The sequence below is a fragment of the Pseudanabaena mucicola FACHB-723 genome (assembly GCF_014696385.1).
GTDB lineage: Bacteria > Cyanobacteriota > Cyanobacteriia > Pseudanabaenales > Pseudanabaenaceae > Pseudanabaena.
In genome coordinates, this window is the sequence record NZ_JACJQB010000058.1 from 1 (window position 1) to 15240 (window position 15240).

Below are 15240 nucleotides of genomic sequence, written 5' to 3' on the forward strand. Positions count from 1 at the left end.
AAGTGGCTCAATTAGTCTCACAGTAATTAGTTCGGATATGGTGATTCTTAGAATCTTCCCATTAGTTCGGATATGTGTAAATAATTCTGCATGGCTACTTACTGACCAGTGCCGGCTCTCTCCCAAAGCTTCTTTCCATTATTGCCCTCACCATCACTGTTAATGGGGTCGCCTCCACAAATCTTTCAAAAATTGCACTTATCATTTTTTATTCCTTATTAGTGATTGTTTTTAGATTTTATCTCTGATTATAATCGAATCCTACTTTTATTCATTCAAATTTCGCTAAATGTCACCTTAATAGGGGTAGGGTGAGGGTCTTAAAATTTTCTGCGTAAGGTGATCTAGATCACTCGGTAGTTGACGATACAAAGAAAAGAGAAAGAATATGGCTTTAATAAATTATTTTCTTCTTTTTCTTGGTGGTCTGTATGGCTATGGAGATCGGAGAATTATCGGACTCCTCAAGACTTTTATTTGATTTACAAAAAGCAAATACGATCGCCCAAAACTTTTCGGGATGTCTAGAGCCAGAAATCATTAGCCGTAAGACAGCCAAGGGTTTAGTTGAGCTATTTAACTCGGCTTTTGCTCGTATTTGGCTAGTGGAGCCTGATGGCGCAAATTTAAAGCTTGTCGCATCTTCAGGGCTATACGATCGTATTGATGGTTCCTTTGCCAGAGTGCCAATGGGAGCTTATAAGGTCGGAAAAATTGCTCATAACCGAGTTTCCTTTTTAAGCAATAATTTGGCTGAAGAAACTTGGGTTAAAGATCGTGCATGGGCGATCGCTAATCAAATTCGGGGATTTGCAGGATTTCCACTGATCGCAGGCGATCGCGTGATTGGGGTATTGGCTACTTTTAGTCATGCAGCACTCACACCTGAATTTCTGGAAGTTTTACAAGTACTTTGCACAACAGTCTCTATAGCCCTAGATGCGGCTTTGAAATATCAACAGGAGCTAAAGCAATCATCTACTTTTTCTGGCAATGGGGAAAAGACTCCACTATCAGACCAACTTGCCGCAATTTTAAAACCCTTACGCTTAACCCTGATTGGCACAGAAGAGGCAATCGCCTCTTCCCACGCGCAGGTTTTTTTGCAAGCTTGTGAGGTATTAGCTCGGTCAGAATGTCGGCAATGTCGATTGACCTATGACGCAGATGGGATCAGCTTGGAAGCGATGGTCGTAGAACCTAACCGAGATTTACAAGAGCATCAGCATTGGTTGCGATCGCAATTAGTACTAGTATCTTTGATGGTTTCCTATTTGGGTGGACAACTTGAGAGTCAAATAGGACTAGAACAGAATGTATTACAACTGTTGATCAGTCTTCCTTATAACCAGACTCAGACTGTGCCCTCTCTTCAAGACCAAAGCGGTTTATCTCAGTTGCCAACGCCATTGTCAGAACGAGAGCGAGAAATTTTAGGGTTATTAGTTCAGGGTTTACGCGATCGAGATATTGCCAATCATTTAATTATTAGTGAAAGCACCGTTAAGTTCCATTTAAATAATGTGCTAATCAAGCTCAAAGCTCGCACTCGTTACCAAGCACTCTATCAAGCAATCATACAGGGATGGATTTTATAGATATGTGTTGCACAATCAATAACCTGACTATTTCAATAGTTTCACAACTAGGCGATCGCCCTATAACAATGGAGCAAATAACCTCACCTAGCGTTATTACTAGACATGAACCTTCCGTATTTATTAATACAAAAGCACCTAAGAATAACCACTTAGTCTGAAAAGTAATCCAATAAGTAGAATTGAACCTATGACGACAAATCATTATCCAGTCATCATTGTCGGTGGCGGTCAGGCGGGGCTATGTATGAGCTATGCCTTAAAAGAAAAGGGGCTTGATCACTTAGTTTTTGAAAAGCATCAGATTGGACATTCATGGCAGACATATCGTTGGGATACATTCTGTTTAGTCACCCCAAATTGGCAATGTCAATTGCTGGGCTATCCCTACTCAGGCAGTGATCCGAATGGATTTATGGTTAAAGATGACATCGTTCAATATATTGAAAATTATGCAAAATCCTTTAATCCGCCGATTAAAGAAGGAGTGGAAGTCTCTAAGATTAAAAAAAGTGAATCTCAAAATATTTTTGAAATCACTACAAACATTGGCAACTATACCGCCGATCAGGTCGTTATCGCTGTGGGTGGATATCATCGCCCTAAGTTGCCGAGAATTGCCGAGAAGTTTCCCGAAAGCATCGCCCAGATTCATTCATCAGAATATAAAAATCCCGATCAATTACCAGAAGGTGCGGTATTAGTAGTGGGTACTGGACAGTCAGGCTGCCAAATTGCCGAAGATTTGCATCTGGCGGGTCGAAAAGTGCATTTATGTGTCGGCAGTGCGCCGCGATCGCCCCGTCGTTATCGTGGCAAAGATGTGGTGGAATGGCTAGATCAAATGGGCTACTACGATCTCTCGATTGAGAATCATCCCCAAAAAGAGAAAGCTAGAGCCAATACTAATCACTATGTGACTGGTCGCGATGGCGGTCGAGAAATCGATCTACGGCAATTTGCTTTAGAAGGAATGGAACTTCATGGTCGATTGAAGATTATCCGCGATCGCAAGTTGGAGTTTTCTGATGATCTCGCAAAAAACCTCGACAATGCCGATGCAGTGGCGGAAAACATCAAAAAAACGATTGATGGATTCATTAGCAAAAATAAAATTGCAGCCCCCATCGATCCACCCTATCAACCTGTTTGGCAACCTCCTGAAGAAGATGTAGCCATAGATTACGAGCAGGCAAATATTAGCGCTGTGGTTTGGTGTACGGGCTTTTATGCTGATTTTAATTGGATTGAAATTCCTGTTTTTGACGGTAAGGGTTATCCCGGTCATCAGCGCGGGGTCACGGAAGTAAGCGGTTTTTATTTTTTAGGGTTACCTTGGCTCTACACATGGGGTTCAGCGAGATTCTCAGGTGTAGCGAGGGATGCAAGTTATTTAGGCGATCGCATTGCCTCAAAACAAAATGTTAGGAGAGCTAGTAGCGAAGATTGGAAGATCGTTAATGAATTTCTGCTTGGCTCATGAAAAAGTCTTACTCCCTTCCCACTATCAAAATAGACATTAAAAACCAAGAATTAGCGTTGCGGCGCGAGGCTCCGCAACGCTAATTCTTGGCTGGGAAGGGAGTAACATCCCAAAAGCTGTGGGGTAGTTTTTGGGATGTTAAGCTACCTATCGAAATCGATAGGTAAACGAGTCAATTTACTCTGATTTTTAACTTAGCGATCGCCTTGCCTAGTCATACAGACAGACTTCACTCTTTTGTATCCAATTTGACAAACCCCTAACTTGCCAAACCCTATTACTGATACAAGCTTCCAAACAAATTTCCAATAAACTACCAATAAGTAAGAGAAAACAATGCCTGAAGTAACTGCACCCGCTCATCAAACTGGTGATTTCTTTGTTGATTATGAAGAAAAAGTATTTCCTGATGTCAAAGCCGATGCTGGCGAAAAGGCTTTGGTAACATTCCATACCGTTGCTTTTGAAGGTTCCATTGGATTTGTAAATCTTTTGCAAGCCACAAGACTGCAACGCAAGGGATTTGAGACTTCAATTTTACTCTATGGACCAGGTGTAACTCTTGGTGTTCAACGCGGATTTCCTAAGCTCGGCGATGCTGCTTTCCCCGGACATCAAAACTTTAACGATCAAATCACCAAATTTATGCAAGAAGGTGGCAAGGTCTATGCTTGCCGTTTTGCTCTTCAAGCTCTTTACGGACATGGTGAACCTTCTCTCATTCCCGGAATTCGTCCAATTAGTCCCTTAGATGTTCTCGATATTATTCTGCTCCACCGCAAGGACAATGCCTTTATTTTGGACACTTGGACATTGTAAACATGGATTATTCGCGAATAGTTAGAGCTGCTGCCGTTCAAATTAGTCCCGTTTTATTTAGTCGAGATGGAACTACTGAGAAGGTTTTAAATGCGATCGACAAAGCTGCAAAAGAAGGCGCTCAACTGGTTGTTTTTCCAGAAACATTTATCCCTTACTATCCCTATTTTTCGTTTGTGCAGCCGCCAGTATTAATGGGCAAAGAACATATGCGTCTTTACGAGGAAGCGGTGACAGTGCCGAGTCCTGTGACTGAGGCTGTCAGCAATGCAGCCAAAACCTATGGAATCGTAGTGGTGTTGGGGATAAATGAACGCGATCGCGGTTCGCTGTACAATACGCAGCTAATTTTTGATGCCGATGGCACTTTGTTGTTAAAGCGGCGCAAAATTACGCCAACCTATCACGAACGTATGGTTTGGGGACAAGGCGATGGCGCAGGGCTAACTGTGGTGTATAGTGCGGTGGGAAAACTTGGCGCTTTGGCTTGTTGGGAGCATTACAATCCTTTAGCAAGATATGCACTGATGTCCCAACATGAACAAATCCATTGCGCTCAGTTCCCAGGTTCGATGGTTGGACAGATTTTTGCCGATCAGATCGAAGTGACAATTCGCCATCATGCTTTGGAAGCGGGTTGCTTTGTCGTGAATTCCACAGGTTGGCTTTCACCTGAGCAGGTCGCTCAGATTACTACTGACGAAAAGTTACAAAAAGTACTGAGTGGTGGTTGTAATACCGCCATTATTGGTCCAGAGGGCAATCATCTCTGTCCACCAATTACGGAAGGTGAGGGTATGGCGATCGCCGATCTTGATTTTTCGCTGATCACCAAGCGTAAGCGGATGATGGATTCGGTTGGTCACTATTCTCGTCCCGATCTCCTGCAATTGCATCTCAATTCCCAGCCTTGGTCGGCTATGGAGAATCGATTACCCAGCCAATTACCCGATCAATTACCAAATGTAGCCGATGAATAAGCAACAACTAATTACAGATATTCAAACTCAAGGATTGAGTTGGGTGGAACCGAATATTGGTGTGGCGGGTCGTCAGGGCGGTGCGGGACCTTCCGATCATAAGGCGATCGCCATTGATGGCACTACGGTAATGGTTCCCATTTATACTGACTCATCGTCGCGATCGCCCTATACGGCAGCGATCGATCCAGAAACCGATCAGCTAGTACTGCGAATCGATGGGAGGGAAATCATGCCGATCGCCTTTCCGCAGGAACCTAAATTTTACAGTCTGACGACGGCGGATGGAATTCCCTATCGCAAAATTGCTTTGTTGCACAGCCGTGATGTGCTTGCCACAACGGTTTTACAAACCTGTATGCGTTACAACAACACCGAAACATCCTGTCAATTTTGTGCGATCGGTGCATCCCTAGAAGCAGGGCGGACGATCGCCAAAAAGACTCCATCACAACTTGCGGAAGTTGCCGAAGCTGCTGTACGTCTTGATGGGGTTAAGCATCTGGTGATGACTACAGGTACACCAAATACTAGCGATCGCGGTGCTGCTTATTTAACTGAATGCGCTAAGGCAATTAAGGCAAGCGTGGATATTCCAATTCAGGCGCAATGCGAACCGCCCGATGATTTTATCTGGTTTGAGAGGATGAAGGCGGCGGGAATTGATACTTTAGGGATGCATTTGGAAGCAGCCGATCCAGAGGTGCGATCGCGGATTATGGCAGGTAAAGCATCAGTACCGATCGAATATTATTTTGAAGCGTTTGCGGCGGCGGTGAAAGTATTTGGTTGGGGACAGGTAAGTACCTATTTGCTAGCTGGCTTAGGCGATAGTTTTGAGACTCTAGTGGAAATTAGCGATCGCCTGATTCAGTGTGGTGTTTATCCCTTTGTGGTTCCCTTTGTGCCGATCTCTGGAACACCTTTAGCCAATCATCCTGCTCCCAAGAGTGAGTTTATGTTTGCGCTCTATGAACGGATTGGGCAAATGCTCAAGCAAGCAGGAATGTCTTCGGCAGATATGAAAGCGGGTTGCGGTAAGTGCGGTGCTTGCTCGGCGCTTTCTACTTTTGAAAAATTATAGAAAGAAGAATATGTCACAACCTTATATTTTTAAACTTGCCACCTCTCCTAAAGAAATAAAAGATTACTTCGATTTAAGAAGGGCGATCTTTGTGGAAGAGCAGGATGTATTTGAAGAAGACGATCTTGATGATATCGATAAAACTGCCTATCCCATTGTTGCCATAGAAACCGCTAGCGATCGCGTTGTCGGTGTGGTTAGGATTTACGAAACCCAGCCTCGACTTTGGTATGGCGGCAGATTGGGAACTCATCCAGAATTTCGTCGCGGTTGGCAGATTGGCAAAGGATTGATCCATAAGGCTGTCACCACAGCAAATACTTGGGGATGCGATCGCTTTTTGGCGACAGTGCAATTACAGAACGTGCGCTTTTTCCAACGTCTACATTGGGAATCTCTAAACGAGATCACAATTTGCGATCGCCCTCATCACTTAATGGAAGCCGATCTTAACTTCTATCCTGCGGCGATCGAGCTATGCCCCAGTCTCCTTTGGCAAAGTCACAAGGTATCTTAGTAAGAATAGGCGGCGCTTCGAGCCGCCTATTCTTATCCATATTTTATTAGGACTACAATGCTTTCAGAACTGGTAACAAGATTGCAGCGATCGCTTAGTTTGCCACAAAAGCAAGATATTCAAACGGCGGCAAAGGCGCTATATCAAGCATGGCAACTCGAACAATGGCAAAGCGATCGGGTATTAATCGGTGATGACTGTGCAGCGATTCCCGATAGCGATGGCTATTTACTATTAGCTTCTGAGGGAATGCTACCCCAACTAATTGAAACCGACCCTTGGTTTGCGGGTTGGTGTGCTGTGATGGTAAATGTGAGTGATATCTACGCGATGGGAGGTGTGCCGATCGCCGTTGTCGATAGCATTTGGAGTCAAACCCGCGAACAGACAGCACCAATATGGGAAGGAATGCAAGCCGCATCTCTTGCCTATCAAGTTCCAATAGTTGGCGGTCATACGAATTGTCATAGTGTTTACAATGCTTTATCTGTGGCTATTTTAGGACGCGCTCACCATCTGATCTCCAGTTTTAAGGCTCAGCCCAACGATTTATTATTAATCGCAACGGATTTTCGCGGGCAATGCCATCCCGATTATGCCTTTTGGAATGCTGCCACCACCGCCGAGCCTGAGCGATTGCGCCAAAATCTAGCAATCTTGCCAAGACTAGCGGCGAATGGTTGGTGTGATGCAGGCAAGGATATCAGCATGGGCGGACTTGTTGGCACATTGCTGATGCTCTTAGAAACCTCCGAATGTGGCGCAATTCTCGATCTCGATCGCGTTCCCTGCCCTGATTCACTTTCTCTCGAAAAATGGTTAACTTCATTTCCTAGTTACGGATTTCTCCTGAGCATCCGTCCTGAACATTTAGCGAATGTGCAAGCAGAATTTGAGCAACAGGATTTGGTCTGTGCGGTAGTTGGGGAAGTACAAGCAAATACTCAGTTGATATTGCGATTGCAAGGTGAATCATGTTTATTTTGGGATTTTGAGCACGATGCTTTAACTGGATTTTCTAGCAGGTTTTCCTAAATGAATCAATCGCTCCGCATCGCTCTATTTACTTACTCCACCAAGCCTAGAGGCAGTGTCATCCATACTTTAGAACTAGCCGAAGCATTACAGGCTTTAGGACATAAGGTTTGTATTTTTGCTTTAGACAAAGATGGAGCAGGCTTTGATCGCCATTTATCCTGTGAGTTTCTCCCGATTCCTGCTAGGGATGCGCCAAAAGAGATTGATTTATTGATTAAGCAACGCATTCAAGAATTTGCAAATTATCTCATCGATAATTTGCAAAATCCGCAATTGGATTATGACATTTACCATGCTCAAGACTGCATCAGTGCCAATGCTCTAGCTATTGTGCGATCGCAACAAATCATCTCCCACTTTATCCGCACAATTCACCATATTGAAGACTACAATAGCCCATACTTACGCGATTGTCAGGATCGTTCCATTCGCGAAGCTTCGCTATGTCTATGTGTGAGTGATAGTTGGCAGCAGCAGATTCAAAAAGATTATCAAATTCATGCACCGCGAGTCATAAATGGTATTAATGTAAGCAGATTTTCCGATCGCAAAGATGGTTCTGAGCAGTCACTCAAGGAACGATTCGGGCTAACTGGATCGCCAATTTATCTGACGGTGGGCGGCATTGAACCAAGGAAAAATTCTGTTAATCTCTTAAAAGCATTCTCGCAGGTATTAACAGATTTTCCTAATGCTCAGTTAGCGATCGCAGGTGGTTCCACGCTCTTCGATTACCAAGATTATCGCGATAACTTTTTGAATACAGCTCAAGAATTAGGGATTGATATTGGTAAATCGGTTGTGATTACGGGCGTACTATCCAATGTAGAAATATGTACGATTTATCGTTGTGCTGATGTATTTGTATTCCCCTCAATCAAGGAAGGTTGGGGATTAGTAATTTTTGAAGCGATCGCTTCAGGTTTACCGATCATCACCTCAAATATTTTACCTTTTACTGAGTTCTTAACATCTACACAAGCCTTATTAGTCGATCCTGCTACTGTGGAAGCGATCGCCCAAGCCATGCGATCAATTAACAATAGTGATTTTACAAATTCCTTAATCCATGCCAGTCGGTGTATTTTGACTGATTATCTTTGGGAGCAATCGGCAAAAATGCATCTTCACGAATATCAAAAACTTCTTTTATAGAATCTGTTCGATCGCAGAACGTTATAAATTAATCACTAGTCACCAATTACCAATCATCCAAATCCATGCCTCAAATCAATTTCCAAATTAGCTGGCCCGATGGTTCCGAACAAACTTGCTATTCTCCATCGTTGATCGTCAAAGAATATTTTGCTCCTGATGTTGAATACAAATTAGATGAGTTTGTAGAATCTGCGCGAATTGCTCTTAATATTGCTAGCGATCGCGTTAAAGCAAAATATGGTAGACCATGCGGATTAGCGATCGGGCAGTTACAGGATATTGAGGCAAGGGCATCTAAGTATCAAAAGCTGGAAAACCCCAAAGTCAAGTTCATCCGATTTATTGAGTAGAGAATCATGAATTATCAATTACGCACTGTCACTTCAAAATCATCACAAAGTTCATTAATTAAATCTTCTATGGCGTTGCATAATTAAGTATGAGTTAAAAAGAGAGATGAAATGTCCAAAGTGTCGGTCAGAACATATAGAACCCATTTGATATCTTAGGAAGGTTTAGCAAGACGCTTAAGCATAAGTCTGACAGAGCACATCTTGAGTCTAGTGTTAGCGTTGGCTAAAGTTCTATCAAAGTTTTTAACAAGACTCTGGCATCTTTCCACCCAAGCATTAGAACGCTCAACAATCCACCGCATCGGAATAACCATAAATCCATATTCTCCTTGAGCTTTTTTCTCCTGCTTAGATAGTTTCGGTGCAAGTTTGAAACGAATCTTGGTCATGATCTGAGAATAAATCGTCTCTAGTTGTTTGGTTAAGTACAAGGGATTATATCCATGTTCAACCATTACTGTAATCTTAGGAATGTTGACAGGCTTTGATTTGAAGTAAGCAATGTTTTGCTCAAACATCTCAATCAATCCTTGGTTATCAGATACACTAGCTTTAGTGCAGTGGGTAAAAAACGGAAATCCCAGTGAATCAATGGCTAAATGTCTTTTAATACCGTTGGTTGCTTTGTAAGAGCAAAAACCTTTGGACTCAACACTAGCATTACAAGTATTTTTAGTGGCTTGGGAATCAACAATAGAGAGTGTAAAGTCTGGGATATATACAGAGAGACAATCTAGACACACAATTACCACCACCAAAACAGATGAATATACGCAAAGAATTGCTAGATGAATTGCTGCAAGAATGTAAAACTCCACCCGACTTATTCGGAAAAGGAGGAATCTTGAAGCAACTGACGACCGCGTTGGTGGAACGAGCATTAGAAGCAGAACTATCCACACATCTGGGCTATGGAAGGCATGAACCCAGACCAGAAGGACAAACTAACAGTCGCAACGGCTATAGCCAAAAAACTATCCAAGGAGACTTTGGAGTAGCAGAGCTAACCATCCCCTGTGATCGCCAAGGTGAGTTTGAATCGCAGATGGTAAAGAAAGGACAAAGCCGTTTGTCAGGATTAGATGCAAAGATCATCGCCCTGTATGCACGAGGGATGAGCGTCAGGGATATTCAAACCCAGTTGCAAGAAATGTATGGTGCCCAAGTATCACCCACCCTCATCTCCAATGTCACTGATGCAGTGATTGATGAAGTAAAGCAATGGCAAAAACGTCCCCTTGAAGCAGTTTATCCGATAGTATTTCTAGACTGTCTGGTGATCAAAGTTCGAGACAATGGCAGGGTAGTTAATAAGTTCCTGTACTTTGCCTTGGCGGTAAACATGGATGGATACAAGGAATTACTGGGTATGTGGATTTCCCCAAATGAGGGAGCGAAATTCTGGTTGCCAGTACTCACCGAAATTCACAACCGTAGAGTCAAAGATATTTTGATTGCTTGTGTTGATGGTTTAACTGTCTTCCCCAATGCCATTGAGACGGTATTTCCGAAAACTCAGGTGCAGTTATGCATTGTCCACATGGTCAGAAACTCGGTCGCTTTTGTACCTTGGCAACAACGCAAGCAGGTTTGAGCCGACCTCAAGGCTATTTATAGCGCCGCCACTGAATCGGAGGCTGAGTTTAACCTTGAGTTGTTTGCTGAAAAATGGGACAAGCAATATCCGTCGATCTCCAAATCTCGGCAAAGTCATTGGGCGAACATTATCCCCTTCTTTGCTTTCCCAAATGAGATTCGCAGGGCGATTTATACCAGCAATGCCATTAAGTCGATGAATAGCAGTTTACGCAAGTTGATTAAGTCTCAACAGATTTTTCCCTCTGATGAGGCTGCTTTCAAACTAGTCTATTTGGCGATGTGGAATATCTCGAAAAAATGGACGATGCCAATTCGTGATTGGAAACCTGCTCTTAATCAATTTGCTATTCTCTTTGAGGATCGTCTCCATATCTAGTTCCTAGACTTTACACAATCTTCTTGGCAGTCTCTTTGAAGCGTAAATCCATAGATGTGACTATCGATCGCATTCCAAGCTCGATCAACCATCTCGAATGAAAAGCCCGCTTCACATAGACAGCCCAATCTCGCATCCGTATAGCGCAACATTGCTGGTCTCACATTAATTCGGCTCATGAGGCATCTTCGCCCAAGATGCAATTTACACCTATCGATTGTTCACCAACTATGAAGCCTATAATGCAGCCTTGAGTTATTATCGGCACCGTACTTTACGGGACAATTGTGAGGGAAATAGAGCGGGGTTAAGTGCTGCCTATGTTGGTTTATTTCGCGCACCAAGCGGAGATTTTTTTGCGCTTGATAGCCAAAGGTATGATTTGGAACAGCACGGTTGTAACTGGAGTCTAGACTAAGTTGAGTAAGAAGATCAGAAAAAGAGCAGGAAAAAGCGACCCAGAGAATGGAGAATTGAGCAAATCCAAGAGAATGCAAAGGAGAATATTTAGGATTAGGAATTAGGGTCGTCTTAGTTGCCCTTTTTTGGACGAGAAACGCATTTTTTGATGATGAGAAAGCGAGGAAAAGGAGTTCGCTTGCGACCAGATTTCGAGCCAAGCGACTTACCGCGAGGTTTAGGAGAACAGGCAGGAGAGTCAATCCTGACTAAAAGTGCAGCAAAGCCCTGAGCGACCCGACCAAAGGTGAGATTAGTTTGAGGTTTCTGCCAAGGTAAAGGAGTATCAATAACCGATTGCCGAGCAAGCCATAATTGCCAAGAGAGTAAAGGCATAAGGTCACTCCAACGCAAAGCTTGCTGAGGAGTCAACAAATGAGGCAGAGTCCAATGTAAACGTTGTTTGGCAAAGCGATTCCAATGGTCGATAGCAAAACGGCGTAAGTACAAGCGCCAAAGCTGAGGCAAAGTCGGCATCTGTTCACCCACCCAAGCTAACCATAAACCAGAGCAATGGGGATGGGTGACTCGAATAACTTGGAAATGTCGTTGGGCTGCTTTTTTAAAGTGTAAATCAGACCATTGCTGGATTTGCACTTGTCCGACTGTTTCATCCTCTAAGTTAAATATTGTCGATATAATCAACAAATGACCATAATTCGTCCGTCTGTACAGTCAGACGACGTTTAGAGTTGGTTTGGACTTGGGCTTCTTGAGAAATGTCTTGATATTTTTGATTGACATAACTCTGTAACCAACGTTCTGACACTTGGGCACTGTACAGTTAAAGTGTGATCAACGTATTTGCGCCTTTTTTGTAGGCATGAAATGGGCATTTCAGCGCCTATCCCCGATTAGCTGACCAGTGTCCAGACTTTTACCTAAGTTATATAGTCGCTAGCATGTCAGCATAGGGAGTTTGGTGTAAATGGGCCTTACCAATCGAACCAAACAGATCAAGTTTATCAATAATCACCCCTTGCATTGCCTCAATTGCTTCACCAGCAATTTCTAACAAATCCTTAGGACTGTCACCACAAATTTCTGACTTCAGAGCTTGCATATAGGCTTGGCGAACTTCTGTATTGACATTAAATTTACAGACTCCTAACTGAATTGAGCGATGGATCATTTCTGCAGGCAATCCTGAAGCCCCATGCAATACAAGGGGAATATCGATCAGATTACGAATTTTTTCGAGACGGTCAAAATCGAGACGGGGTAGGCTTTTATATTCCCCATGCACATTACCAATAGTGACCGCTAAAGAATCTACCTTTGTTTGCTGGACAAATTCTAAGGCTTGGATTGGGTCAGTCATTTTGGCTTCTTTTTCAGCGATCGTTAGACCATCCTCAGTACCACTAATTCTGCCAATTTCTGCTTCTACGACAGCCTTAAATTGATGAGAAAGAACAGTCATCTCCCGTGTAAATTGTAAATTCTCTAGATAGGACATTGGGGAACCATCTGCCATAATCGAGCGAACTCCTGCATCAAGGGCTAAACGAATATCCGCTGCCGAGGTACTGTGATCAAGATGGATGGAAATGGGCACACTCGAGGATTTTGCGGCTTCGAAGCAGAGACTAATTAAGGGTAGTTTGCCATATTTGAGAGCACTAGGATGCAGTTGCAACATCGCAGGACTACGGCTGGTTTCGGCAGCATTCACAACAGCTTTGACACCTTCTAAGTTATAGACATTGAATGCGCCGATCGCGTAGGAATTACGACGCGCAGTTTCTAAAAGTTCCCTAGTCGAACTCAACATGATTGCTATGACTGAAAAAGAGATTGCCAATCATCATATCAAAATAAGCTATCACTAATCACATAACACGCTAATTGGAGCAAGTAAGGATATGTTGCTTAGAGATTCTCTAAATAATGAGGGGTGTCTCTGGTACTGGGTTTGTCGGTGGATGATGCTGTACTGATAAGGTATAACCTTACTTCGCATCAACTATAGCTATAAAAGCTTTAATATGAAGCAAATTATATCGTTGGTTCCTTAACCCTATGAATAAGCAAAGCTGGATTGAGCAGCTATCCCTAATCGCACATATTGAGGGTGGCTATTTTACCGAAACCTACCGCTCCTCAGAGGAAATTGCCACGTCTCGCGAAGGACAGAATAGAGCAGTGATGACCTCAATCTATTACCTCTTGACCGACGATCGCCCCATCGATCATTTGCATAGAAACCAGTCTGACATCATGCACTATTTTCATGCAGGTTCAGCAATTACCTATATCACAGTTGATCTAGGGGGGAACTTGCAGAAAGTTAAACTAGGGCTAGATATCACTCAAGGACAAGTACCGCAGTTATTAGTTCCCAAGGGTTACTGGAAAGCGGCAGTACTAGAGTCGGGTGAATATGGCTTGATAGGAGAGTCAGTTGCTCCTGGGTTTGACTATAGAGATATGACGATCGCCAATGCTGATAATATCAAAGCGCAGTTTCCCTATCTATGGGATGAGCTAGCTCCCTATATCAGAGCTGCTTAATTCTTGTTAAAGACAACAGGTTTGCCTGTGGCGATTGCCTGCTCAATAATGTTAGCAACTGCTTTGACACCACCCCATCTGGATTTAGGCAAGAACAAGACTCCTGCTATGGCAATCAGACTTTTTCATCGTCCCGTTTCTATGGATGAATTATACAGGTGTGCGAGCCGCCGCTCTTGCTAAGCTTACAATTCTATTCGCTTCTCTTTCACCACTCAATAAAGCCCCATGCACTGTTCCTAAATATTTACCATTTGTGGCCTCACCTGCAAAAAATAGACGCTCTCCTACGGGTTCCGACAAGCGATCGCAGTCTTGAATGTTACCATTTATCGAAAAAGTGGCGTAGGAGCCGTAAGCAAATGGATCATTATGCCATTGCGTCAATAATGTGGCAGTTGGTAGCAGAATATCATTGCCAAACATCGCTTGCAAATCAGACATGATATTTTGCGTGGACTCAGACTCAGGTACTTGTGATAGCGATCGCGAGAAACTACCACTAACTATCGCGACTAAAATTGGCTGCTGAACATATTTCTGCCAATTATAAAATTCAACATAGCGATCGGTAATGTTGCCATTGATGTAAGCCATCGTATGAGGCTCTGATGGCCAAAACTGTTGAGAAAACTTCAATACCAGTTTATTTAGTGCTCCCATGCCCAATTTTTCAATTGCTTCTAACTTAGCCTCTGGTAATTCTGGTGAGAACTTAATGGAACCATGTTTCAACACACCCAGTGGAACCGTGACAATTACCCTTGAGCCAGTAAAAATACCGCGATCAGTCGATACTTTGACACCATTAAGTAGCTAAGCAAAATTAATTACATAAGTTGAACCAAAGTCTCGAAGAACTTTTTCAACATAAGAGACTAAACTTTCCCAAGATTCATATGCATTGAGTTCAATCCACTCATACTTCATGAAACGCCACAAAATTTCAATCAAGTTCAACTGGGGACTATAAGGGGGTAACTGGAAAATCTCAACTTGCTGGTTCTTCCACTGCTCTAATTTCTCTTGAATCAGTTGACTGGTATGAATAGAGGCTTTATCCATAACAATCACTGTTGGCTTGGTAGATTGACGAGCAAAGTCATCGATACAAGCGAGAATGACTGCACTGGTGATACTGCGTTCAAAAACATAAGCAGATAAGTCATTGTTTCGATTCATCAAACCCACGACATTTAACCTCTTACTGCGTTGACTGGGTAAGCTTAAACCCGTCCCTTTCTCTTGCCAAGCATAGGGAA

General features: G+C 43.1%; 13 protein-coding genes and 5 pseudogenes. 11 read left to right on the plus strand and 7 right to left on the minus strand.

All coding sequences use genetic code 11. The features are described 5' to 3' along the window. The first annotated feature begins 431 nt into the window (after positions 1-431). From H6F41_RS17165 to H6F41_RS17205, 9 genes are all read left to right on the plus strand, one after another. Positions 432-1598, plus strand: coding sequence for a GAF domain-containing protein (locus tag H6F41_RS17165; RefSeq protein WP_190404691.1), 1167 nt, complete (start codon positions 432-434; stop codon positions 1596-1598). A gap of 190 nt (positions 1599-1788) precedes the next feature. Next, positions 1789-3081 carry an MSMEG_0569 family flavin-dependent oxidoreductase gene (locus H6F41_RS17170; RefSeq protein WP_190404692.1) on the plus strand — a complete coding sequence of 431 codons (1293 nt, stop codon included), beginning with the start codon at positions 1789-1791 and terminating at the stop codon, positions 3079-3081. Positions 3082-3417: 336 nt separating this feature from the next. Then, positions 3418-3900, plus strand: coding sequence for an MSMEG_0572/Sll0783 family nitrogen starvation response protein (locus tag H6F41_RS17175; RefSeq protein ID WP_190404693.1), 483 nt, complete (start codon positions 3418-3420; stop codon positions 3898-3900). Positions 3901-3902: 2 nt separating this feature from the next. Beyond that, entirely contained in the window at positions 3903-4880 is a 978-nt protein-coding gene (locus tag H6F41_RS17180; RefSeq protein WP_190404694.1) for a Nit6803 family nitrilase, read from the plus strand. Then, positions 4873-5964: an MSMEG_0568 family radical SAM protein gene (locus tag H6F41_RS17185; protein ID WP_190404695.1), complete on the plus strand. Its 1092-nt coding sequence runs from the start codon at positions 4873-4875 to the stop codon at positions 5962-5964. Before H6F41_RS17180 ends, H6F41_RS17185 begins: the two co-directional genes overlap by 8 nt. A 10-nt stretch (positions 5965-5974) precedes the next feature. After that, positions 5975-6481 (plus strand): MSMEG_0567/Sll0786 family nitrogen starvation N-acetyltransferase, encoded by a 507-nt coding sequence (locus H6F41_RS17190; RefSeq protein ID WP_190404696.1) that lies wholly within the window; start codon positions 5975-5977, stop codon positions 6479-6481. Between the two features lie 57 nt (positions 6482-6538). Then, positions 6539-7516 (plus strand): sll0787 family AIR synthase-like protein, encoded by a 978-nt coding sequence (locus tag H6F41_RS17195; RefSeq protein WP_190404697.1) that lies wholly within the window; start codon positions 6539-6541, stop codon positions 7514-7516. Then, positions 7517-8674 (plus strand): MSMEG_0565 family glycosyltransferase, encoded by a 1158-nt coding sequence (locus H6F41_RS17200; RefSeq protein ID WP_190404698.1) that lies wholly within the window; start codon positions 7517-7519, stop codon positions 8672-8674. 65 nt (positions 8675-8739) lie between these two features. Continuing rightward, a complete protein-coding gene (locus H6F41_RS17205; RefSeq protein WP_190404699.1) occupies positions 8740-9027 on the plus strand; it encodes an MSMEG_0570 family nitrogen starvation response protein in 288 nt (95 codons plus the stop codon). A 155-nt stretch (positions 9028-9182) separates the two neighbouring features. Here H6F41_RS17205 and H6F41_RS19285 read toward each other — a convergent pair whose 3' ends face one another. Beyond that, positions 9183-9773 carry a transposase gene (locus H6F41_RS19285; protein WP_322095941.1) on the minus strand — a complete coding sequence of 197 codons (591 nt, stop codon included), beginning with the start codon at positions 9771-9773 and terminating at the stop codon, positions 9183-9185. 20 nt (positions 9774-9793) lie between these two features. Here H6F41_RS19285 and H6F41_RS17215 point away from each other — a divergent pair. Then, positions 9794-11005 (plus strand): annotated as a pseudogene (locus H6F41_RS17215) (IS256 family transposase). A gap of 35 nt (positions 11006-11040) precedes the next feature. Here the strand turns inward: H6F41_RS17215 and H6F41_RS17220 are convergent. The 4 genes and pseudogenes from H6F41_RS17220 to H6F41_RS17235 all read right to left on the minus strand — a co-directional run. Continuing rightward, positions 11041-11187: pseudogene (locus tag H6F41_RS17220) on the minus strand (TetR/AcrR family transcriptional regulator); the annotation flags it as partial. Between the two features lie 349 nt (positions 11188-11536). Continuing rightward, positions 11537-12100, minus strand: a pseudogene (locus H6F41_RS17225) (NF041680 family putative transposase); the annotation flags it as partial. Positions 12101-12104: 4 nt separating this feature from the next. Further along, a pseudogene (locus H6F41_RS17230) lies at positions 12105-12236 on the minus strand (IS1 family transposase); the annotation flags it as partial. Positions 12237-12350: 114 nt separating this feature from the next. Beyond that, positions 12351-13238 (minus strand): class II fructose-bisphosphate aldolase, encoded by an 888-nt coding sequence (locus H6F41_RS17235; protein ID WP_190404702.1) that lies wholly within the window; start codon positions 13236-13238, stop codon positions 12351-12353. A gap of 248 nt (positions 13239-13486) precedes the next feature. Here H6F41_RS17235 and H6F41_RS17240 point away from each other — a divergent pair, with 248 nt between their 5' ends. Further along, the gene (locus H6F41_RS17240; RefSeq protein WP_190404703.1) at positions 13487-13978 is read left to right on the plus strand and encodes a cupin domain-containing protein; all 492 of its coding nucleotides are present in this window, start codon (positions 13487-13489) and stop codon (positions 13976-13978) included. Positions 13979-14128: 150 nt separating this feature from the next. On the opposite strand, the pseudogene H6F41_RS17245 reads toward H6F41_RS17240, so the two are convergent. Together H6F41_RS17245 and H6F41_RS17250 are read right to left on the minus strand one after the other, a co-directional pair. Beyond that, positions 14129-14773, minus strand: a pseudogene (locus H6F41_RS17245) (flavin monoamine oxidase family protein); the annotation flags it as partial. Between the two features lie 21 nt (positions 14774-14794). Beyond that, a partial coding sequence (locus H6F41_RS17250) for an IS630 family transposase (protein ID WP_190401965.1) occupies positions 14795-15240 on the minus strand: 446 nt, incomplete at its 5' end.